This window comes from Aeromicrobium sp. JJY06 (genome assembly GCF_044069275.1).
Classification (GTDB): Bacteria; Actinomycetota; Actinomycetes; order Propionibacteriales; family Nocardioidaceae; genus Aeromicrobium; species Aeromicrobium tamlense.
In genome coordinates, this window is the sequence record NZ_JBIMRD010000002.1 from 200365 (window position 1) to 220304 (window position 19940).

Consider the following 19940-nt stretch of genomic DNA (forward strand, 5'->3'; position numbering starts at 1 on the left):
TCAGTCTGACACGTCTCGCGCCCCCGGCAAGGAGGCCGCGGCCGATGAGACGCCCGTGATCGGCTGGCCCACCGGAGTGCCCGAGGCGTCGCGCTTCTCCACGGGCTCGGGCAGGTCGACCGGCGAGCCGCTGGCCGCGGAGGCCACCGGGGTGCCGTCGCCGACCCACGCGAACACCAGGGCGTCCTCACCGCTCAGCAGGCGCTGGCAGCGGACGCCGCCGGTGCCGCGACCCTTGCCCGGGTAGATCGCGAACGGGCTCACCTTGGCCGAGCCGGCCTGCGTGCCGGGAAGCGCGTCGGAGCTGCCGGCCACCGTGACGACGTGGGCCGACTCGACGTCGGACACCGCGCCGAACGCGACCACGTGGGCACCGCCACCGAGCTTGACGCCGGCGACGCCGCCGCCGCTGCGGCCCTGAGGGCGCACGAGCGAGGCGGGGAAGTGCAGCAGCTGGGCCTCGGAGGTGACGAACGCCAGCTCCTCCTCGCCCGTGGTCAGCGGCACCGCGCCGACCACCTTGTCGCCGTCCTCCAGCCGGATGAGCTCCCACGAGTCGCGGTTGGAGAGGTGGTCGGGCTTGACCCGCTTGACGACGCCGTCGCGGGTGCCGAGCGCGAGCCCGGGCACGTCCTCGTCGAACGTCATGAGCGTGAGCGCGTCGCCGTCGAGGCTCAGCAGCTCGCCCAGCGGGACGCCGCCCTGGAGGCGGGGGGAGTCGGCCGTGGGCGGCAGGGCCGGCAGGTCGACGACCTCGAGGCGGTGGACCGTGCCGGCGGACGTGACGATGCCGACCTGGCCGCGCGCGGTGGCGCGGACGGCGGCGACCACGGTGTCGTGCTTGGCCCGGCGGCCGTGGTCGCCCAGCGGCTCGGCGTCGGACGTCCGCGCCACGAGTCCCGTGGAGGACAGCAGCACCCAGCACGGGTCGTCGGGGACCTCGAGCGAGCCGCCCTTGGCGATCGGCACGGGAACGCCCGCCGACTCCAGCAGCACGGTGCGCCGCGGCGTGCCGAACTGCTGGGCCATCTGGGCGAGCTCGTCGCCGACGACCGAGCGCAGCGTGCCCTCGTCGGCGAGGATCGCGTCGAGCTCCTCGATGAGGCGGCGCAGCTCGTCGGCCTCGCGCTCGAGCTCGAGCCGCGAGAACTTCGTCAGCCGGCCCAGCTGGAGGTCCAGGATGTAGTCGGCCTGGAGCTCGGAGAGGTCGAAGACGGACATGAGGCGCTGGCGTGCCTCGCCGCGGTTCTCCGAGGAGCGGATCAGCTGGATGACCTCGTCGATGTCGAGGATCGCGATCATCAGGCCGTCGACGAGGTGCAGCCGGTCCGCCGCCTTCGTGCGGCGGAACGTGGTGCGGCGGCGGACGACGTCGATGCGGTGCTCGAGGTAGACCGTGAGCATCTCGCGCAGACCGAGGGTGCGCGGCTGGCCGTCGACGAGGGCGACGGCGTTGATGCCGAACGAGGTCTCCAGCGGCGTCTGGCGGTACAGCTGCTCGAGCAGCGCCTCGGGGACGATGCCGTTCTTGATCTCGATCACCAGCCGCAGCCCGTGGGTGCGGTCGGTGAGGTTCTTCAGGTCGGAGATGCCCTGGATCTTCTTGGCCTGGACGAGCTTCTTGATCGACTCGATGACCTTCTCGGGGCCCACGTTGTAGGGCAGCTCGGTGACGACGATGCCCTTCCTGCGCGGCGTCACGTTCTCGATGCGGGTGGTGGCGCGCATCTTGAACGAGCCGTTGCCGGTGGCGTAGGCGTCGCGAATGCCGTCGAGGCCGACGATCTTGCCGCCCGTGGGCAGGTCGGGGCCGGGCACGAACCGCATGAGCGCGTCGAGGTCGGCGTCGGGGTGGTCGATGAGGTGGCGCAGCGCCTGGACGACCTCGATGAGGTTGTGCGGGGCGATGTTCGTGGCCATGCCGACCGCGATGCCGGACGCGCCGTTGACGAGCAGCTGCGGGATCGCGGCGGGGAGCACGGTGGGCTCCTGCAGGCGACCGTCGTAGTTCGGCTTGAAGTCGACCGTGTCCTCGTCGAGCGACGCAGTCATCGCCTCGGCCGCGCGGTCCATCCGGATCTCGGTGTAGCGCATCGCGGCGGGCGGGTCGTCGGGCGAGCCGAAGTTGCCGTGGCCGTCCAGCAGCGGCAGCCGCAGCGCCCACGGCTGGACGAGACGCACGAGCGCGTCGTAGATCGCGCTGTCGCCGTGCGGGTGCAGCTTGCCCATGACCTCGCCGACGGGGCGCGCGCTCTTCACGTGCGGACGGTCGTGGCGCAGGCCCATCTCGTCCATCGTGTAGAGGATGCGGCGTTGGACGGGCTTCAGGCCGTCGCGCGCATCGGGCAGCGCCCGGGCGTAGATCACCGAGTAGGCGTACTCGAGGAAGCTGGAGCGCATCTCGTCGCCGACGTCGGTGTCGAGGATGTGCTCCTCGAAGTCCACGGTCTCGGTGCTCGATCCAGTCACGCCGGCCATTCTCCCGCCCCGCCCCGCGCGGGGTGCGCCCGACCCGCCGCGTGCGGGGTAGGTTTGTGCCCGTGAGTGGCAGCGAACCGGTCGAGACGAGCCTGATGCCCCACCCGGTCCCCGCGTGGGAGGCCGACGTCCTGCTCAAGGACGGGCGCGTCGCTCAGATCCGCCCCATCGTCCCCGAGGACGCCCCGAAGTTCGTCGAGTTCTACGACCGCGTCTCGGCCGAGTCGAAGTACTTCCGCTTCTTCGCCCCGTACCCGCGGCTGTCCGACCGCGACGTGCAGCGGTTCACCACCGTCGACCACTACAAGCGCGTCGCGTTCGTGGTGACGCAGCAGGACGACATCATCGCGGTCGGCCGCTACGACGCCGTCTCCGACGACGAGGCCGAGGTCGCATTCCTCGTCGAGGACGCCCACCAGGGTCGTGGCATCGGCCAGCTGCTGCTGGAGCACCTCGCCCAGGCCGGTCGCGAGCGCGGCTTCACCGAGTTCACCGCCGAGGTCCTGCCCGAGAACGTGCGCATGCTCCAGGTGTTCCGGGAGATGGGCTACACCATCAGCGGCACCCTCGAGGACGGCGTGCAGCGCCTCACCTTCGAGATCAACCCCACCGACTCCGCGCTCGGCGTCATGCGCTCGCGCGAGCAGCGCGCCGAGGCCGCCTCGATTGCCCGCATCTTCGGCGCCCGCAGCGTCGCCGTCGTCGGCGCCAGCCGCCGTGCCGGCTCGATCGGCCAGGCCATGGTCCGCAACCTCGTGCTGGGCGACTACGGCGGCACCGTCTACGCCGTGAACTCCCAGGCCGAGGCCGTCTCGGGCCTCACGGCCTACCCGACCGTGCGCGACATCCCGGGCGAGGTCGAGATCGCGATCGTCGCGGTGCCGGCCGAGCACGTCAACGACGTCGTCCTCGACTGCGCCGCCAAGGGCGTCCACGGCCTCGTGGTGATCTCGGCAGGCTTCGCCGAGGAGGGTCCCGAGGGGCGCGCGCGCCAGCAGGAGCTGCTGCACTCGTGCCGCATCCACGGCCTGCGCCTCATCGGCCCGAACTGCCTGGGCATCATCAACACGTCCTCCGACGTCCAGCTGAACGCCTCGCTGTCGGCCACGATGCCGCCGCCCGGCCGCGCGGGCTTCTTCTGCCAGTCCGGCGCCCTCGGCACGGCGATCCTCGAGACCGTCTCCGCGCGCGGCCTGGGCCTGTCCACCTTCGTCTCGGCCGGCAACCGCGCCGACGTCTCGGGCAACGACCTCCTGCAGTACTGGCAGCAGGACGACAGCACCGACGTCGTGCTGCTGTACCTCGAGTCCATCGGCAACCCGCGCAAGTTCTCGCGGCTGGCCCGCCGCGTCTCGGAGGTCAAGCCGATCGTCGCGGTGAAGTCGGGCCGGTCCACCCAGGGTGTGCCCGTCGGCCACACGGTGCGCCGCAGCTCGGCGCCCCAGCAGGCGGTCGACGCGATGTTCCGCCAGGCGGGCGTGATCCAGGTCGACAACCTCGACGAGATGTTCGACGTCGCCCAGCTGCTGGCCCACCAGCCGCTGCCGCGCGGCAATCGCATCGCCGTGGTCGGCAACTCCGACGCCGTGGGCCTGATCGTCACCGACGCCGCGAAGTCGCAGGGCCTCCAGGTCGCCCCGCCCATCGCGCTGGGCGCCACCGCCGGCGCCGAGGAGTTCGAGGTCGCCATCGAGGCCGCGCTCGCGCGCCCCGACGTCGACGCGCTCGTCGTGGTCTACACGCCGCCCATCACCACCGACAGCGACGCGGTGGCCACCGTGCTGGCCGCGATCGGCGAGCAGTCCGACAAGCCGATCGTCTCCACGTTCCTGGCCAGCAAGGGCATCCCGGTGCTGCTGCGCGTGCCCGACCTCGAGGGCGGCTCGGCCGGCCGCGGCTCGGTGCCGTCGTACGCGGCGCCCGAAGCGGCCGTGAAGGCGCTGGCCCGTGCCACGAACTACGCCGAGTGGGCCTCGCGCGACCACGGCGAGTACCACGTCGCCGCCGAGCACCGCTCCGGCGACGCGAAGGCGCTGATCCGCGACGTGCTGACGATCGCTCCGCGCGGCGCGGTGCTGTCCACCGAGCAGGTCCACTACCTGCTGTCCTGCTACGGCATCGACCTGTGGACCTGGACCAACGTGCACAGCAAGGAGGAGGCGATCGCGGCCGGCGAGCAGCTCGGCTGGGACGTCGTCCTCAAGGCCGGCAGCGAGCACCTGCGCGCCCGTCCCGACCTCGCGCACGTCTGGCGGGGCATCCACGACGCCGAGGACATGGCCGAGGCCTGGGACGAGATGACCACGTGGAGCGGCATCCGCGCCGACACCACGTTCTTCGTCCAGCGCTCGGCGCCCGACGGAGTCCAGGTCGCGTTCCGCGCCACGGAGGACCGTCTCTTCGGCCCGCTCGTGTCGTTCGGCATCGCCGGCGCCCCCAGCGAGCTGCTGGAGGACCGCAGCTACGGCATCCCGCCGCTCACCGACGTCGACGCCCGCACGATGGTCAGCGGCATCCGCGCGGCGCCGCTGCTGTTCGGCCACCACGGCAGCGAGCCCGTCGACGTCGCGTCGCTCGAGGACATCGTGCTGCGTCTCGCGGCCCTGAAGGACGACCTGCCCGAGGTGGTGTCGCTCGACCTCGAGCCGGTGCTGGTCAATCCCGACGGCTACACGGCCCTGAGCGCCCGCGCGAAGGTGATCCCGTCGTCCGACAGCCGCGGCGACTGGTACGTGCGGCGGCTGAGTCAGCCCGATGCGGCGACGGATACGCTGGGTCGGTGACCCGAACCACGGACCGCACGAAGGACCTGTACGAGTCGATCTCCCGCAGTGGCTACTACCCGGAGATCGTGGCGGGCGCCCTCGAGGACGCCCTCGCCACCGAGCCCGTCGAGTCGTTCGTCGTGCACCACGAGCCCACGTTCGACCGTGAGGAGATCCGCCGACACATGTCGGTGCTGGTCCTCACGCCCACGCGCCTGCTGCTGACGCACACCGACGAGCACCCCGGCGACACGCTGCTGCCGAAGCCCTACACCTCCACCTCGGTCGAGGCGGTGCCGCTGTCGCGCGTCTCCGGCGTCGTCGTCACCCGCATGGTCTCGGCGCAGACGCAGCAGCTGGAGGAGGCGCTCCTGACGATCGGCTGGGGCGCCGTGTCCCGGGTCGAGCTCGAGCCCGCCCGCTGCGACGACCCCGAGTGCGAGGCCGACCACGGCTACACCGGCTCGATCTCCGGTGACGACTTCTCGCTGCGGCTGAGCGCCGCCGCCGAGGGCGGTGCCGCCGTCGTCGGCCTGCTCGAGTTCGCCCGCGCGCTCACGGCCGCCACGACCGTCACCGAGGCTCGATGACCACGCCCCACGCCGACATCCACGAGATCATGACCTCGGTGGGCGGCGCCCTCGGCGCGAGCGGCTTCACCGACGTCCTGGGACTCCCGCAGGCGAAGCGCTTCGTCGTCATGGTCGTCGACGGCCTCGGCCTCGACCTCCTGCGCGAGCACGCCGAGCTGGCGCCCTTCCTGTCGTCCTGCCTGAACATCAACGGCGTCCTCGCGGGCATCCCGTCCACCACGTCCGTCAGCCTCACGTCGCTCGGCACGGGCCTTCGGCCCGGCCAGCACGGGATGGCGGGCTACACGTGTCGCATCCCGGGCACCTCGCGCTTCCTCAACACGCTGCAGTGGGACGACCGGATCGATCCCGCAGAGTGGCAGCCGTACCCCACCGTGCTGAAGCAGCTGGCCGACGAGCGCATCGCGGTCACCGTCGTCAACGACGCGCGCTTCGAGCTGAGCGGCCTCACGCAGGTCAGCCAGCGCGGCGTGCCGTTCGTCGGCGTGCGCCACGCGTGGGACCGCCTCGCGGCCGTCGTCGAGGCCGTCGAGCGCGACGACCGCGCCCTCGTCTACGCCTACGAGTCCAGCGTCGACCACACGGGCCACGGCTCGGGCGTCGACTCCGAGGAGTGGCGCAAGGCGCTCGTCCAGGTGGACCGCGACGTCGCCGACCTGCGCGCGGCGCTGCCGCCCGACGTCGTGCTGCTGGTCACCGCCGACCACGGCATGGTCGACGTCCCCAAGGACGACCGCTTCGACCTCGTCGACCACCCCGAGCTGCGCGACGACGTCGTGCTGGTGGCGGGGGAGGCGCGGTTCCGGCACGTCCACACGCGCTCCGGCGCCGAGGCCACCGTGGCCGCGCGCTGGCGCGAGGCGCTGGGTGACCGCGTCGAGGTCCGCCTGCGCGACGACGCGGAGGAGTGGTTCGGCCCGATCGACCCCGCCGTCCGCGGGCGCTTCGGCGACGTCGTCGTGGCTGCACTCGACGACTTCGCGGTGTTCGCCTCCGACGCCTTCGCCGTCGAGCTGCTGCTGCGCGGCTTCCACGGCTCCATCACGGACCGCGAGCGCCGCATCCCGGTCCTCGTGGCGGGCTGACGCCGTGGCCGAACTGGTCTTCTACTCGGGCACGATGGACTCGGGCAAGAGCACACTGGCGCTCCAGCTCGATCACAACCACCGGGCGCGCGGCCGTGTGGGCCGCATCTACTCCTCGCACGACCGTGCCGGCGAGGCCACGCTGTCGAGCCGCCTCGGGCTGTCGACGTCCGCCGTCGAGGTCACCGAGGAGCTGGACTTCTGGGACGACGTCGTCGGCCAGCTGACCAGCGGCGCCCGCGTCGACTACCTCGTGTGCGACGAGGCGCAGTTCTACACCGCGCGCCAGGTCGAGCAGCTGGCCAAGGTCGCCGACGAGCTCGACCTCGACGTGTTCTGCTTCGGCATCCTCACCGACTTCCGCACGCGGCTGTTCAGCGGCTCACAGCGACTCGTCGAGCTGGCCGACCGCGTGCTGACGCTCCAGGTCGAGGCGCTGTGCTGGTGCGGCGCCCGTGCCACGCACAACGCCCGCACCGAGGACGGCGAGATGGTCACCGAGGGCGAGGTCATCGTGGTGGGCGACGTCGAGGATCCCGACCGCCCGACCCCGCAGGTCGGGTACGAGGTGCTGTGCCGTCGCCACCACCGCAAGCGGATGACCGCCGCGCGCGCGAAGGCCGGTGCGCTCTCGCCCGACGTCCTGCCCTTCGACTGAGGGCGGTGGGTCCTCAGTCCGAGGAGCCGCCGAACATGATCTCGTCCCAGCTGGGGACCGAGCGGCGCGAGTGCTTCTTGCGGGGCTTCGGGGTGTCGGGCACGGCGATGCGCTCCTCGAGCGCCTGGTCCTCCAGGTCCTCGACGACCTCCTCGACGGGCTCCTCGAAGACGGCCTGCTCGAGGGCCCGGCGGTCGCGCGCCTCCTTGATGGAGCGCACGAGCGGGGCGTGGTCGGGCTCCTCGGCGATGGCTCCGCCGAAGGCCTCGGGCGCGTCGGTGACGAGGTCGGCCAGCGCCATGTCGTGCTGGTCCTGCGTGGCGAGGTCGCCGACCAGGCCGCGGGCGGCGTCGTCGTCGGCGATCACGTAGCGGCTCTTGGGGTCGTAGAGGAACGACGCGGCGCCGTCCTGGAGGTCGACCTGGACGGTCCAGCGACCGTCCTCGCGACGCCAGGCGTCCCACTGGGCGTTCTCGGGGGCGATGCCGCGCTCGGCCAGGGCGGTGTCCGCCAGCTCGGCCAGGGCGACGGCGGGTCCGCCGACGTGCTTGCGGCGCACCGACGTGGCGCGTGCCGACTGGGCCATCCACTCGCGCTCGGCGATGACGGGCACGGCGAAGCCCTGCACCCGCTCGACCGTGATGCCGGCGGCCTCGGCGACCTCTTCGACCGACTCGCCGCGGCGGATGCGGGTCTGGATGTCTCGGGGGGTGAGCGAACTCTCCATCGGAATCTCCATCTGTCCGGAACGACTCGACCCTACGGGAGTGCGATCGACCAGCGTGGTGAGCCGGCGATCGATGCTGAGTCGGAAGCGTTCTCCGGTGGTCGCGTCACGGGCCACGAGGAATCGTCCGTCGTCGCTGAGTCCCACGGTCGCGAGTTCCCGCATGTTCGAGCCTCCCCGTGTCGCTGCTGCCACCGACTTCAAGGCTAGTGAACGGCCGCGACGATCCCGGGAGACGCGCCGTGTCCGGATGTGTTTTCCGAGACGCCGTCGGTCACTCGGCGAGGGCGTGACGCTGGGGGAGCGGACCGCGGAACCAGAAGGCCACCGAGGTGGTCATCAGCGCCGCCACGATGGGCAGCGTGAAGCCCACCGATGCGGACCACCGGTCGACCATGAGTCCCGCGATGGCGGCCCCCGCGGCGGTGCCGGCGGACATGCCGGTGGTGGTCCAGGTGAGGGCCTCGGTGAGGCGCGACGGCGGCACGCACAGCTCGACCAGGTGCACCGCCGTGATGAGCGTCGGCGAGAGCATGAGCCCGGCCAGCAGGAAGCCGATCGCGAGCAGTGCGATGTTGGGCGCGAAGGGCAGGGGCGCGAGGAAGACGAGCAGGCCGAGCGTCGACAGGCGCAGCCGTCCGACGGGGTCGGCCGGCGGCGCCAGCGCACCGATCACGAGGCCCGCGGCGAGGCTGCCCGCCGAGAAGATCGCCAGGACGATCCCGGCTGCCCCGGGGCGACCCTGCTCCTCGGTGAACGCCACCACGAGGACCTCGGCCGCGCCGAAGAGCAGGCCCAGCCCGCATGCCGCGACGACCAGCGGACCGAGCAGGACCCACGGCAGCGGCTCGCGCGGGCCTTCGGCGTGACGGCGGTGCGGCGGCTGGGTGGAGCGCTGGAGTGCCAGGCCCCAGGCGCCGACGAGCGCGGCGGCGCCGGCGACGGCGAGCCCGGTCCAGTCGAGGACGCTGAGCGTGAGGACGGTGACGAGGACGGGACCGACGATGAAGACGACCTCGTCGAGCACCGCCTCCAGGGCGAACGCGGTCTGCAGGCGACCGCGGTCGGAGAGGTTGTGCGTCCACCGGGCGCGGACCATGTTGCCGGCCTGCGGCGCGCCGAGGCCGGCGATCACGGCGCCGATCGCGGCCACCCACAGCGACAGGTCGACCGTCGTGAGCAGGATCGTGATGCCCGACGCGAACAGCGCGCCGGCCGTGAGGAGCACGGGCGCCTGACCCACGCGGTCGGCGAGCCGGCCCTGGACGGGCGCGCAGATCGCCGACGTGACGACGTAGACCGCCATCAGCAGACCGGCGGGGCCGTAGTCGCCCGTGCGTCCCGAGACGAGCAGCACGATGCCGAGACCCGTCATGGACAGGGGCAGGCGTCCGAGGGCGCCGGCCGAGGTGAAAGCGGGCGCGCCGGGCGTCGACAGGATCGAGCGGTAGGCGGAGAGCATGACGGGACTCATCTTGGACCCACTCGCCGACGAACCGGGGACCGGCTCGCCCGAAGCGTGCCCGAACGGGCCCCGTGGAAGACTGGCGGCATGGACGCACGCCCCTACGACGCCCTCCTGCTCGTCTCCTTCGGAGGCCCCGAGAAGCCCGAGGACGTGGTCCCGTTCCTCGAGAACGTGACGCGCGGCCGGGGCATCCCGAAGGAGCGTCTGGTCGAGGTCGGGGAGCACTACTTCGGCTTCGGCGGCAAGTCGCCCATCAACGACATCAACCGCGACCTGCTGGCCGCGCTGCGGGCCGACTTCGCCGAGCAGGGACTCGACCTGCCGGTCTACTGGGGCAACCGCAACTGGGACCCGTACCTGGCCGATGCGTTCGACCAGATGGAGGCCGACGGCGTCGAGCGCGTCGCGTGCTTCATGACCAGCGCCTACTCGTCGTACTCGAGCTGCCGCCAGTACCGCGAGAACCTCTTCGAGGTGTCGCACGACCGCCCGATCCGGGTCGACCGGCTGCGTCACCACTTCAACCACCCGGTCTTCGTCGAGCTGTTCACCGAGTACACGCGCGCGGCGCTGGCCGAGGTCGGTCCTGACGCGCGCGTCGTGTTCGTCACCCACTCGGTGCCCGACCAGATGAACGAGGCGAGCGGCGGCCCCGGCTGCGGCCTGTACGAGCGTCAGCACCTCTCGGTGGCCGGCCTCGTCGCCGAGGCGCTCGACCTGCCGACGTGGTCGCTGGCCTACTGCTCGCGCTCGGGCCCGCCGAGCCAGCCGTGGCTCGAGCCGGACGTCAACGACCACCTCGAGGAGCTGGCCGAGCAGGGCGTCACCTCCGTCGTGCTGGTGCCGATCGGCTTCGTCGCCGACCACATGGAGGTCGTGTACGACCTCGACACCGAGGCCAAGGCGACGGCCGAGCGCCTCGGCCTGCGCTTCGCGCGCGCCGCCAGTCCCAACGCCGACCCGCGCTACGCGGCGATGGTGCGCGAGCTCCTGCTCGAGCGTGCCGCGGCCGAGCGCGGCGAGTCGCCGGAGCGTCCGGCACTCGGCGAGTTCGGGCCGAAGGCCGACACCTGCCCGGGCGACTGCTGCGTCAACCCGCGGTCGATGCGCCCGGTGCTGGCGTGACCGAGCTGCTCGACCTCGCGCGCCGGGTCGCGGCCGAGGCGGCCGAGCACGTCGCCGCGCAGCGTCCCGCCGGCCGGGTGGGCGTGGCGGGGACGAAGTCCAGCCCCACCGACCTCGTCACGCTGATCGACCGCTCGTGTGAGGAGCTCATCCGCGAGCGCATCCTCGCCGCCCGTCCCCACGACGCCTTCGTCGGCGAGGAGGGCCAGGACGTGCCCGGGACCTCGGACGTCGAGTGGGTCGTCGACCCGATCGACGGCACGGTCAACTTCGTCTACGGCATCCCGCGGTACGCGGTGGCGATCGGCGCCAGGGTCGGTGGCATCGACCACGTGGGCGTCGTCGTCAACATCGCCACGGGCGAGTCCTACGAGGCGGTGGCGGGGGAGGGCGCCTGGCGGGTCGACGAGGCCGCGCCGCGACGCCTGACGGGCCCGCCCGTCCTGCCGCCGGCCGAGATGCTCGTGGCCACCGGCTTCAACTACGTGCCTGAGGTGCGTGAGCACCAGGCGAAGGCGGTCGGCGCGATGCTGCCCCACGTGCGCGATGTCCGCCGGATCGGCGCGGCCGCGCTCGACCTCACGGACCTCGCGGAGGGGCGCCTGGACGCCTTCGTCGAGCAGGGCCTCCAGCCGTGGGACCACGCCGCGGCGGGACTGATCGCGCGCGAGGCCGGACTCGTCGTGACGGGCCTGGACGGTCCGCCGTCCGACCGCCTCGTGGTCGCGGCTCCCGCGGGCGGGATCGAGGAGTTCCTCGCGCTCGTCCGACGCTGCGGCTTCTGAGCCGCATCGGCGCCCTCCACGACTGGCGGAACGGCGGCTGCGGTGGGAATATCGGCGCCACCGGGCGGCTTGTGTCTTCCGGGTGCGCGCGAGTTGGACCCATGTGGTTGAATCTGCGCGTTCCACAAGAACACGACCAGAGTTCCACGAGAACCAGCATGGAGAGTTGATGGCAACCGATTACGACGCGCCCCGCAAGACCGACGAGGAGCAGTCCGAGGACAGCATCGAGGAGCTGAAGGCGCGTCGCCACGAGAAGAACTCGGGCAAGGTCGACGAGGACGAGGTCGAGGCGGCAGAGTCGTTCGAGCTCCCCGGCGCCGACCTGTCGCACGAGGAGCTCGCGGTCAAGGTCGTCCCCAAGCAGTCCGACGAGTTCACCTGCATGTCCTGCTTCCTGGTGCACCACCGCAGCCAGCTGGCCACCGAGAAGAACGGCATGGCGATCTGCAAGGACTGCGCCGACTGAGGTCCGCGCCCCGACGAACGCACGACGTCCGGCGTCGCCGCTCACGCGGCGGGCCGGACGTCTTCGTGTGTCAGGGGCGACGCGTCAGCGCTTGGCGTCCTTCGTCGACTTCATGCCCGGGGGCAGCCCGCCGGTGGACTTGAGCCAGTAGCTGGCCGCGCCGCGCCGGGCCACGGTGCGCACGATCTGCACGGTGGCGCCACCGATCGCGGCCCACGCCACGGCCTCCTTCGTGCTGAGCTCGGGGCTGCGCGTGTTGCGCGGGGGCTGACGGCCGGTGACCGCGCGCCAGGCCAGGTTGGACACGTACGGGGCGAGCGTGGCCGCGAGCAGGCCGGAGCCGGTGTCGAGCGCCCGCCAGGCGCCGCGGCCGCGTCCCTTCGAGACCTTGGCCTCGGCCTTCGAGGTGGTCCCGGCGTCAGGCGTCGCCTTCGTCGCGCGCTTCCTGGCCATCGATGGTCCTTTCGTCCGTGGGGTCACCGGTGTCGGTGGGAGCACCAGTCTGGCCCACGGCGCGACTCAGCGCGTCGGGACGGCGCGTCGACACGAGCCAGTAGGGCGTGGGATCGGCCGGATCGGCCACCTCCACGCGCACGCCGCGGTCGATCCACGGGCGGGTCAGGAGGAAGGCGCGATCGGTGCCGGCGCGGTCCAGGGCGGCCCGCCAGGACGCGGGGTCGAGGGCCTCGACGGTGCCGAGGTCGGGCGCCTCGAGGTGGGCGTCGCCCGCGCGCAGCCGGCCCGGCTCGGCCGTCACCAGCAGCGACCCGTACCTCCACAGGCCGGCCCCGGCGATCAGGAGGGTCAGCAGGCCCACTCCGGCGGCGACGAACGGGCTGGTGGCCACGAGGAGCAGCCAGCCGACGCTCACGGAGGCGACGACGACACCGCCCCACCACAGGCCGGGGGCGACGAGGCGCTCGCGGTGACGCTCGGGGGTGTTCTGCACGGGTCCACTGTGCCTCACCCGAGCCAACCCGCCCGACCGCGGCCGACGTGCCCGCAGAAGCCTCGCGCCAGTATCGTCGCCACGTGACCGAGGTGCAGATCCGGCGACTCGACGCCGACGTCCCCCTTCCCGCGTACGCCCATCCCGCCGACGCCGGCGCCGACCTGGTCTCCACGATCGACGTCGTCCTCGAGCCGGGGGAGCGCGCCCTGGTCCCCACCGGCATCGCCCTCGCGCTGCCCGAGGGCTTCGCCGGCTTCATCCATCCGCGGTCGGGCCTGGCGCTGCGGCACGGTCTGTCGGTCGTGAACACACCGGGAACGATCGACGCGGGTTACCGTGGGGAGATCAAGGTGCTGCTGGTCAACCACGACCTGCGCGAGCCCGTCCACATCGCGCGGGGCGACCGCGTCGCCCAGCTCGTGGTCCAGCGCGTCGAGCACGTGCGCTTCGTCGAGGTCGACGGACTGGAGGACTCCGTACGTGGCGAGGGCGGGTACGGTTCCTCGGGTGGTCACGCCTCGATCGGGGCATCGACGGAAGGAAGTCACTGATGTTTGGTCGCAAGAACGCCGGCGCGACCGAGTCCCCGGCCGCTGCTGCTGCTGAGCCCGTCGAGGTCGCCGGGCCGCGCGCCGACGGACCCTTCGACGTCACCGAGCGCCCCATCGAGTCGCCCGACGAGTACGTCGACCTGGGCTCGCTGCTGATCCGGATGCGTCCGGACATCGAGGTCCAGCTGCCCACCGAGGACGACGTCGTCACGGCCGTCCTGGTCACCTCCGGCGGCTCGGCCGTCGAGCTGCGCCCGTTCGCCGGGGCCCGCAGCGGCGGCACGTGGGACGGCGTCCGCGCCGACCTGCGCGAGGAGGTCGACAAGCGCGGCGGCACGATCACCGAGATCGACGGCCCGTTCGGCCCCGAGATCCTGGCCCAGTTCCCCGCCACCACCGCCGACGGCACCGCGGGCGTGCAGCCCGCTCGGTTCATCGGCATCGAGGGCCCCCGCTGGGTCGTGCGTGCCACGATCCTGGGCGCTGCGGGCCTGGAGTCCACCGACGAGGGCGTGTTCGTGGAGGTGCTGCGCGACCTGCGCGTGCGCCGCGGCGAGGAGCCGCGGATGCTGCGCGAGTCGCTGCCGCTGGTGATCCCCGCCGACGCCCAGCGCGTCGAGGAGGAGTAGGTCCCGTGCCCGGTGTCGTGTCGAAGTGGCTCGACCGGTTCTCGGTCGAGAGCCAGGAGGACTCCGAGCTGCGCGGCCGCGCCACCGCCGCGGGCTGCGCCGCGATCAAGGACGCCCCCGAGCGCGAGCGCGTCGACATCCACGGCGTGCTGCACGACGTCACGCTGCGCCCCGTCGGCGACGTGACGGCGCTCGAGGCCTCGCTGTATGACGGCACCGGCACGATCACGCTGATCTGGCTGGGCCGCCGTCGCATCGAGGGCATCGCCGCCGGCCGCTCGCTGACCGCCACGGGCCGCATCGGCCACCGCGGCTCCGAGCGGGTCATGTACAACCCCGCCTACCGATTGGACTCCTGAGATGTCCGAGCCCCGCGAGGCGAACGTCGCCACCGTCGAGCAGGTGGTCCGCCAGCGCCTCGCGGAGGCGTTCGGAGGCGTCCGCGGGATCGTCGAGGCGGCCGTGCCGACGATCACCTTCACGCTCTGCTACCTGACGACGCGCGAGCTCAGGATGAGCCTCATCGTGGCGTCGGCGCTGACCGCCGTGCTGCTGATCGTGCGCGTGGTGCAGCGCTCCAACCCGCAGTTCGTCATCAACGCCCTGGTCGGCATCGGCATCGCGGCGCTGTTCGCGTCGCGGTCGGGGGAGGCGCGCGACGTCTTCCTGCCGGGCATCATCTACAACGCCGGCTACGCCGTGGTGCTCGTCGCCACGGTCGTGATCGGCTGGCCGGCGATCGGCGTGATGATCGGCGCCCTCGTGGGCGACCTCTCCGGCTGGCGCCGCGATCCCGGCATGCGCAGGCTCTGCAACCGCCTCACGCTGCTGTTCGCGCTGCCGTGCGTGCTGCGCGTGCTGGTGCAGTACCCGCTCTACCTGTCCGACCAGATCGGCTGGCTCGGCACCTCGAAGGTGATCATGGGCTGGCCGCTGCAGATCGCCACGCTCGCCGCGATGGTGTGGCTGCTCAGTCGCAACAGCACGCCCGTCACGGAGATCGAGGACGAGACCCCGGCCCCGTAGGCGCTCTCAGCCCCGGTGGTTGGCCAGCAGGGCCGACAGCTCGCCCTCCGCGGCGGACGGGGTGACGAACAGCAGCTCGTCGCCGGCCTCGACCGTGCGGTCGGCCTCGGGCAGCAGCGACTGCTGCTGACGCAGGATGACCACGGGGTGCACGCCGGCGGGCCAGGTGATGTCACCCAGCCGGCGGCCCACGTAGGCCGAGTCGGCCGGCACGGTCAGCTCGACGAGGTTCGTGTCGCTCTGGCGGAACGTGAACAGGCGGACGAGGTCGCCCACCGCCACGGCCTCCTCGACGAGGGCGGCCATGATGCGCGGCGTCGACACCGCGACGTCGACGCCCCAGGACTCCCCGTACAGCCACTCGTTGCTGGGATTGTTCACGCGCGCGACGGTGCGCGGCACCGTGAACTCGGTCTTGGCCAGCAGCGACATCACGAGGTTCGCCTTGTCGTCGCCGGTGGCGGCGATGGCGACGTCGCACGTCTGCAGCTGCGCCTCCTCGAGCGTGGACATCTCGCAGGCATCGGCCAGCAGCCACTGCGCGTCGGGCACGAGATCGCTGCGGATCGAGGTGGGGGACTTGTCGATCAGCAGGACGCTGTGACCGTGGTCGAGGAGCTCCTGGGCGACGGAGCGGCCGACGGCCCCGGCTCCGGCGATCGCGACGCGCATCAGTCCGTCTCCTTCGGTCCGGCCTCGAGCGCGGCGAGCGCGGTGTCCGCCTCGTCCGACACGAGGAACATGCTGAGGTAGTCGCCCTCCTGGATCACGGTGTCGCCCGTGACCTGCTGCCCGGTGCCCAGGCGCGTGATGTAGGCAACGCGCGCGCCGGTGTGGGCCTCGAGGGAGGCGACGGTGCGACCCACCCACGCGAACGGCGCGTAGGCGTTGTCGAGCTGCAGGCGGCCCGACGGGTCCCGCCACGCGGGCTCGGACCCGGCCGGGAGCAGGCGCCTGAGCATCTGGTCGGCCGCCCAGGGGACGGTCGCGACGGTGGGGATGCCGAGCCGCTCGTAGACCTCGGCGCGGCGCGGGTCGTAGATGCGCGCCACGACGTTGCCGACGCGGAAGACCTCGCGGGCCACGCGCGCGGCGATGATGTTGGAGTTGTCGCCGCTGGAGACCGCTGCGAAGGCGTCGGCGCGCTCGATGCCGGCAGCCACGAGGACCCCGCGGTCGAAGCCCATGCCGGTGACGGTGTCGCCGGCGAACGAGGGTCCGAGGCGCCGGAACGCGTCGGGATTGGAGTCGATGACGGAGGTCGAGTGCCCCCGCGACTCCAGGCTCCGGGCGAGCGACGCACCCACGCGTCCGCACCCCATGATCACGATGTGCACACCGGCGACGGTACACCGGCCCGAACGGGTCTAGCATCGACCGCGTGGGAATGACCGGTGCGCTGAAGCGCGCCCTCATCGGACGGAAGCTGCGCACCTCGCAAATGGGGGAGACCCTGTTGCCGAAGCGCGTCGCGCTGCCCGTCTTCGCGAGTGACGCGCTCTCGTCCGTGGCCTATGCGCCGGACGAGATCTTCCTGACCCTGTCGATGGGCGGGCTCACGGCCTACGCCTTCAACTGGCAGATCGGCCTGGCCGTCGTCGTCGTGATGCTCACGGTCGTGGCGTCGTACCGCCAGAACGTGCGCGCCTACCCCAGCGGAGGCGGCGACTACGAGGTCGCCACGGTGAACCTCGGCCGCAACGCGGGCCTCACGGTCGCGAGCGCGCTGATGGTCGACTACGTGCTGACCGTCGCGGTGTCGATCTCCTCGGGCGTGCAGAACGCCGCCGCCGCCCTGCCTTTCCTCAAGGGCCACGAGGCCACCGCCGCGGTCGGGCTCGTCGCGCTGCTGACGGCGATGAACCTGCGCGGCACCAAGGAGTCGGGCCGGGCGTTCGCCGTGCCGACGTACCTGTTCATGATCGCGATCGCGCTCATGGCCGGCTGGGGCTACGTCGAGTTCGCGATGGGCACCCTGCCCGAGGTGGAGAGCGCGCAGTACGACATCGCCGCCGAGGAGCCGTTCACCGGGGCGGTCAGCGGCATCGCGATGGCCTACCTGCTGGCGCGCGCCTTCTCGTCGGGCTGCGCCGCGCTGACCGGCGTCGAGGCGATCAGCAACGGCGTGCCGGCCTTCCGCAAGCCCAAGAGCCGCAACGCGGCCACCACGCTGCTGCTGCTCGGCACGATCTCGATCGCGATGCTGATGAGCATCATCGTGCTGGCCGACCTGATGAACCTGCGCTACGTCGAGGACCCGGCGCACCAGCTGCTGCTCAACGGCGAGCCAGTGGGGGAGGGGTACACCCAGGAGACCGTGATCGGCCAGCTGGCCGGGGCGCTCTTCCACGATGTGCCGCCGCTGTTCTACTTCGTCATCGCGTGCACCGGCGTCATCCTGGTGCTGGCCGCGAACACGGCCTTCAACGGCTTCCCGGTGCTCGGCTCGATCCTGGCCCGCGACGGCTTCCTGCCCCGCCAGCTGCACACCCGCGGCGACCGCCTCGCGTTCAGCAACGGCATCCTGCTGCTCGCCGCCGCGGCCGCCGTGCTGATCGTCGCGTTCGACGCCGAGGTCACGAAGCTCATCCAGCTCTACATCGTGGGCGTGTTCGTCTCCTTCACGCTGAGCCAGCTGGGCATGATCCGGCACTGGACCCGGCACCTGCTCACCGAGACCGATCCCGCCGAGCGGCGTCGCATGCAGCGCTCACGCGGCGTCAACGCCTTCGGCCTGGCGATGACCGCGACGGTGCTCGTGATCGTCCTCGTGACGAAGTTCCTCGCCGGCGCGTGGATCGCGATCCTGGCGATGATCGCGGTGTTCGTGGTGATGCGGTCGATCGCCGCCCACTACGACCGGGTCGCCGCCGAGCTGGCCGTCGACGACGCCGACGTCGCCCTGCCGGCGCGGGTCCACGGCGTGGTCCTGATCAGCAAGCTGCACAAGCCGGCGATGCGCGCGATCGCCTACGCCCGGCTGGCCGGCGCGAGCTCGCTCGAGGCCGTCGTCGTCGACCTCGACCCCGACGAGACCGCCGAGCTGACCCGCCGGTGGGACGAGCTGCGCGTCCCGATCCCGCTGCGCGTGCTCGACTCGCCCTACCGCGAGGTCGTGCGGCCGGTCATGCGCTACGTCAAGAACCGCCGGTCGCAGAACCCGCGCGACCTGATCACCGTCTACATCCCTGAGTACGTCGTCGGCCGCTGGTGGGAGCAGGCGCTCCACAACCAGACCGCGCTGCGCCTCAAGGCCCGCCTGCTGTTCGTGCCGGGCGTCCTCGTCGTCAGCGTGCCGTTCCAGCTGGCCTCGGCGAAGCGCGTGGCCACGGGCGACTCGCACCCCACCGCCGGCGACGTGCGACGGGGCATCCGCCGGGAGGAGCGTCGATGAGCGACGCCGTGGTCACGGTCGGACCGGTCGCGCACGGGGGGCACTGCGTCGCGCGCCTCGACGGCCAGGTGGTGTTCGTCCGCCATGCGCTGCCCGGCGAGGTCGTCGAGATCCGCATCACCGAGCGCTCCAAGCGGTTCCTGCGCGCCGACGCGGTGCAGGTGCTCGAGCCCTCGCCCGACCGCGTCACCCCGCCGTGCCCGCTCGCGGGTCCGGGGCTGTGCGGCGGCTGCGACTTCCAGCACGTCTCCGAAGAGGGTCAGCTGACGCTGCTGACCGACGTCGTCCGCGAGCAGCTGCAGCGGCTCGCCGGGCTCGACTGGGACGGTCGCGTCGAGGCGGTCGGCCCGCTGCTGGACTGGCGCACGCGCGTGGTGTGGTCGGTCGCCGAGAACGGCATGGCCGGCCTTCGCCGTCACCGCAGCCACGACGTGATCCCCGTCGAGTCGTGCCCCATCGCGCACCCCGACATCCCCGACGTCAGCCGCCAGCTGTGGGACGAGCCGCGCGTGGAGACCATCGCGTCCTCCACCGGGCAGCGCCTGCTGGTCACCGACGCCTCGATCGAGGACGACCTCGAGGCGCAGGTCGACGGCGTCGTCGCCTCCGACGGCACCGTGCGCGCCGGCACGGGCACGCTCGTCGAGGAGGTGCGCGGCCGACGCTTCTCGGTGAGCGGATCCGGCTTCTGGCAGGTCCATCCCGCCGCGGCCACCACCCTCGTGGAGGCCGTGCTCGCCGGCGCCGACGTCCGTCGAGACGACCGGGTGCTCGACCTCTACGCGGGCGCCGGGCTGTTCTCGGCGTTCCTCGCCGAGGCGTGCGCGCCGGGCGAGCTGGTGAGCGTCGAGGGCAACCGCCGCGCCTCGGCCGACGCGCGGGGCAATCTCGCCGACCTCCCGAACGCGTCGATCGTGCACGCCCCCGTCGAGCGCGCGCTGCGTCGCGGACTGCTCGGCGCGCGTGCCGACGTCGTCGTGCTGGACCCGCCGCGCACCGGAGCGAAGGAGGCCGTTCCGGCCATCGCCGCGCTGGAGCCTCGCCGCATCGTCTACGTGGCCTGCGACCCCGCCGCCCTCGCGCGCGACCTCGCCACCTTCGCCTCGCTCGGCTACCGCCTGGAGTCGCTGCGCGGCTTCGCGCTGTTCCCGATGACGCACCACGTCGAGTGCGTCGCGGTGCTGACGCGAGTCGGGCGCGGGCGGCCGTCGCTCTGATACGTTCCTCACGGTAGA

20 protein-coding genes are annotated in these 19940 nt (G+C 72.2%); 13 read left to right on the plus strand and 7 right to left on the minus strand.

Annotated features, from left to right (window positions below):
- On the minus strand, positions 1–2469 hold the full coding sequence (locus ACGWYL_RS12425) for a DNA topoisomerase (ATP-hydrolyzing) subunit A (protein WP_395487333.1): 2469 nt from the start codon (positions 2467–2469) through the stop codon (positions 1–3).
- Positions 2470–2540: 71 nt separating this feature from the next.
- Here ACGWYL_RS12425 and ACGWYL_RS12430 point away from each other — a divergent pair, with 71 nt between their 5' ends.
- From ACGWYL_RS12430 to ACGWYL_RS12445, 4 genes are read left to right on the plus strand one after another with little or no spacing between them, the layout of a single operon-like run.
- Positions 2541–5261 carry a bifunctional GNAT family N-acetyltransferase/acetate--CoA ligase family protein gene (locus ACGWYL_RS12430; RefSeq protein WP_269306643.1) on the plus strand — a complete coding sequence of 907 codons (2721 nt, stop codon included), beginning with the start codon at positions 2541–2543 and terminating at the stop codon, positions 5259–5261.
- Positions 5258–5833, plus strand: a complete 576-nt coding sequence (locus ACGWYL_RS12435) for a DUF5998 family protein (RefSeq protein ID WP_179424870.1) — start codon at positions 5258–5260, stop codon at positions 5831–5833. Before ACGWYL_RS12430 ends, ACGWYL_RS12435 begins: the two co-directional genes overlap by 4 nt.
- The gene (locus ACGWYL_RS12440; protein WP_395487334.1) at positions 5830–6921 is read left to right on the plus strand and encodes an alkaline phosphatase family protein; all 1092 of its coding nucleotides are present in this window, start codon (positions 5830–5832) and stop codon (positions 6919–6921) included. Before ACGWYL_RS12435 ends, ACGWYL_RS12440 begins: the two co-directional genes overlap by 4 nt.
- A gap of 4 nt (positions 6922–6925) precedes the next feature.
- Positions 6926–7579: a thymidine kinase gene (locus ACGWYL_RS12445; RefSeq protein ID WP_179424866.1), complete on the plus strand. Its 654-nt coding sequence runs from the start codon at positions 6926–6928 to the stop codon at positions 7577–7579.
- A 13-nt stretch (positions 7580–7592) separates the two neighbouring features.
- Here ACGWYL_RS12445 and sepH read toward each other — a convergent pair whose 3' ends face one another.
- Both sepH and ACGWYL_RS12455 read right to left on the minus strand, forming a co-directional pair.
- Positions 7593–8471, minus strand: a complete 879-nt coding sequence (gene sepH / locus ACGWYL_RS12450; protein ID WP_179424864.1) for a septation protein SepH — start codon at positions 8469–8471, stop codon at positions 7593–7595.
- Positions 8472–8580: 109 nt separating this feature from the next.
- Positions 8581–9780, minus strand: coding sequence for an MFS transporter (locus tag ACGWYL_RS12455; RefSeq protein WP_395487335.1), 1200 nt, complete (start codon positions 9778–9780; stop codon positions 8581–8583).
- A gap of 78 nt (positions 9781–9858) precedes the next feature.
- Here ACGWYL_RS12455 and ACGWYL_RS12460 point away from each other — a divergent pair, with 78 nt between their 5' ends.
- The 3 genes from ACGWYL_RS12460 to ACGWYL_RS12470 all read left to right on the plus strand — a co-directional run bounded on the left by ACGWYL_RS12460 (position 9859) and on the right by ACGWYL_RS12470 (position 12153).
- Complete coding sequence (locus ACGWYL_RS12460; protein ID WP_179424861.1) at positions 9859–10899, plus strand: ferrochelatase; 1041 nt, start codon at positions 9859–9861, stop codon at positions 10897–10899.
- Positions 10896–11684: an inositol monophosphatase family protein gene (locus ACGWYL_RS12465; RefSeq protein WP_395487336.1), complete on the plus strand. Its 789-nt coding sequence runs from the start codon at positions 10896–10898 to the stop codon at positions 11682–11684. The genes ACGWYL_RS12460 and ACGWYL_RS12465 overlap by 4 nt, the downstream gene beginning before the upstream one ends.
- A gap of 169 nt (positions 11685–11853) precedes the next feature.
- Positions 11854–12153 (plus strand): DUF4193 domain-containing protein, encoded by a 300-nt coding sequence (locus ACGWYL_RS12470; protein ID WP_078698323.1) that lies wholly within the window; start codon positions 11854–11856, stop codon positions 12151–12153.
- An 84-nt stretch (positions 12154–12237) separates the two neighbouring features.
- On the opposite strand, the gene ACGWYL_RS12475 is transcribed toward ACGWYL_RS12470, so the two are convergent.
- The gene (locus ACGWYL_RS12475; RefSeq protein WP_179424857.1) at positions 12238–12606 is read right to left on the minus strand and encodes a DUF4235 domain-containing protein; all 369 of its coding nucleotides are present in this window, start codon (positions 12604–12606) and stop codon (positions 12238–12240) included.
- Positions 12572–13102: a DUF3093 domain-containing protein gene (locus ACGWYL_RS12480; RefSeq protein ID WP_395487337.1), complete on the minus strand. Its 531-nt coding sequence runs from the start codon at positions 13100–13102 to the stop codon at positions 12572–12574. The genes ACGWYL_RS12475 and ACGWYL_RS12480 overlap by 35 nt, the downstream gene beginning before the upstream one ends.
- An 83-nt stretch (positions 13103–13185) precedes the next feature.
- On the opposite strand from ACGWYL_RS12480, the gene dut reads away from it, so the two are divergent.
- Genes dut through ACGWYL_RS12500 form a run of 4 tightly spaced genes read left to right on the plus strand, consistent with a single transcriptional unit; the run spans position 13186 to position 15311 of the window.
- Complete coding sequence (gene dut / locus ACGWYL_RS12485) at positions 13186–13656, plus strand: dUTP diphosphatase (RefSeq protein ID WP_395487338.1); 471 nt, start codon at positions 13186–13188, stop codon at positions 13654–13656.
- The gene (locus tag ACGWYL_RS12490; RefSeq protein ID WP_179424850.1) at positions 13656–14285 is read left to right on the plus strand and encodes a DUF3710 domain-containing protein; all 630 of its coding nucleotides are present in this window, start codon (positions 13656–13658) and stop codon (positions 14283–14285) included. The genes dut and ACGWYL_RS12490 overlap by 1 nt, the downstream gene beginning before the upstream one ends.
- Positions 14286–14290: 5 nt before the next feature.
- Positions 14291–14644, plus strand: coding sequence for an OB-fold nucleic acid binding domain-containing protein (locus ACGWYL_RS12495; RefSeq protein WP_179424848.1), 354 nt, complete (start codon positions 14291–14293; stop codon positions 14642–14644).
- 1 nt (position 14645) lies between these two features.
- The gene (locus ACGWYL_RS12500; protein ID WP_179424846.1) at positions 14646–15311 is read left to right on the plus strand and encodes a DUF3159 domain-containing protein; all 666 of its coding nucleotides are present in this window, start codon (positions 14646–14648) and stop codon (positions 15309–15311) included.
- Positions 15312–15317: 6 nt separating this feature from the next.
- Here the strand turns inward: ACGWYL_RS12500 and ACGWYL_RS12505 are convergent, their stop codons facing one another.
- A complete protein-coding gene (locus ACGWYL_RS12505; RefSeq protein ID WP_179424844.1) occupies positions 15318–15983 on the minus strand; it encodes a TrkA family potassium uptake protein in 666 nt (221 codons plus the stop codon).
- Positions 15983–16633, minus strand: coding sequence for a TrkA family potassium uptake protein (locus ACGWYL_RS12510; protein ID WP_218846626.1), 651 nt, complete (start codon positions 16631–16633; stop codon positions 15983–15985). Before ACGWYL_RS12510 ends, ACGWYL_RS12505 begins: the two co-directional genes overlap by 1 nt.
- Before the next feature lie 59 nt (positions 16634–16692).
- Between ACGWYL_RS12510 and ACGWYL_RS12515 the strand changes: the two genes are divergently transcribed.
- Positions 16693–18705, plus strand: coding sequence for an APC family permease (locus tag ACGWYL_RS12515; RefSeq protein WP_395487339.1), 2013 nt, complete (start codon positions 16693–16695; stop codon positions 18703–18705).
- A complete protein-coding gene (locus ACGWYL_RS12520) occupies positions 18702–19922 on the plus strand; it encodes a class I SAM-dependent RNA methyltransferase (protein WP_395487340.1) in 1221 nt (406 codons plus the stop codon). Before ACGWYL_RS12515 ends, ACGWYL_RS12520 begins: the two co-directional genes overlap by 4 nt.
- The last annotated feature ends 18 nt before the right edge of the window (positions 19923–19940 follow it).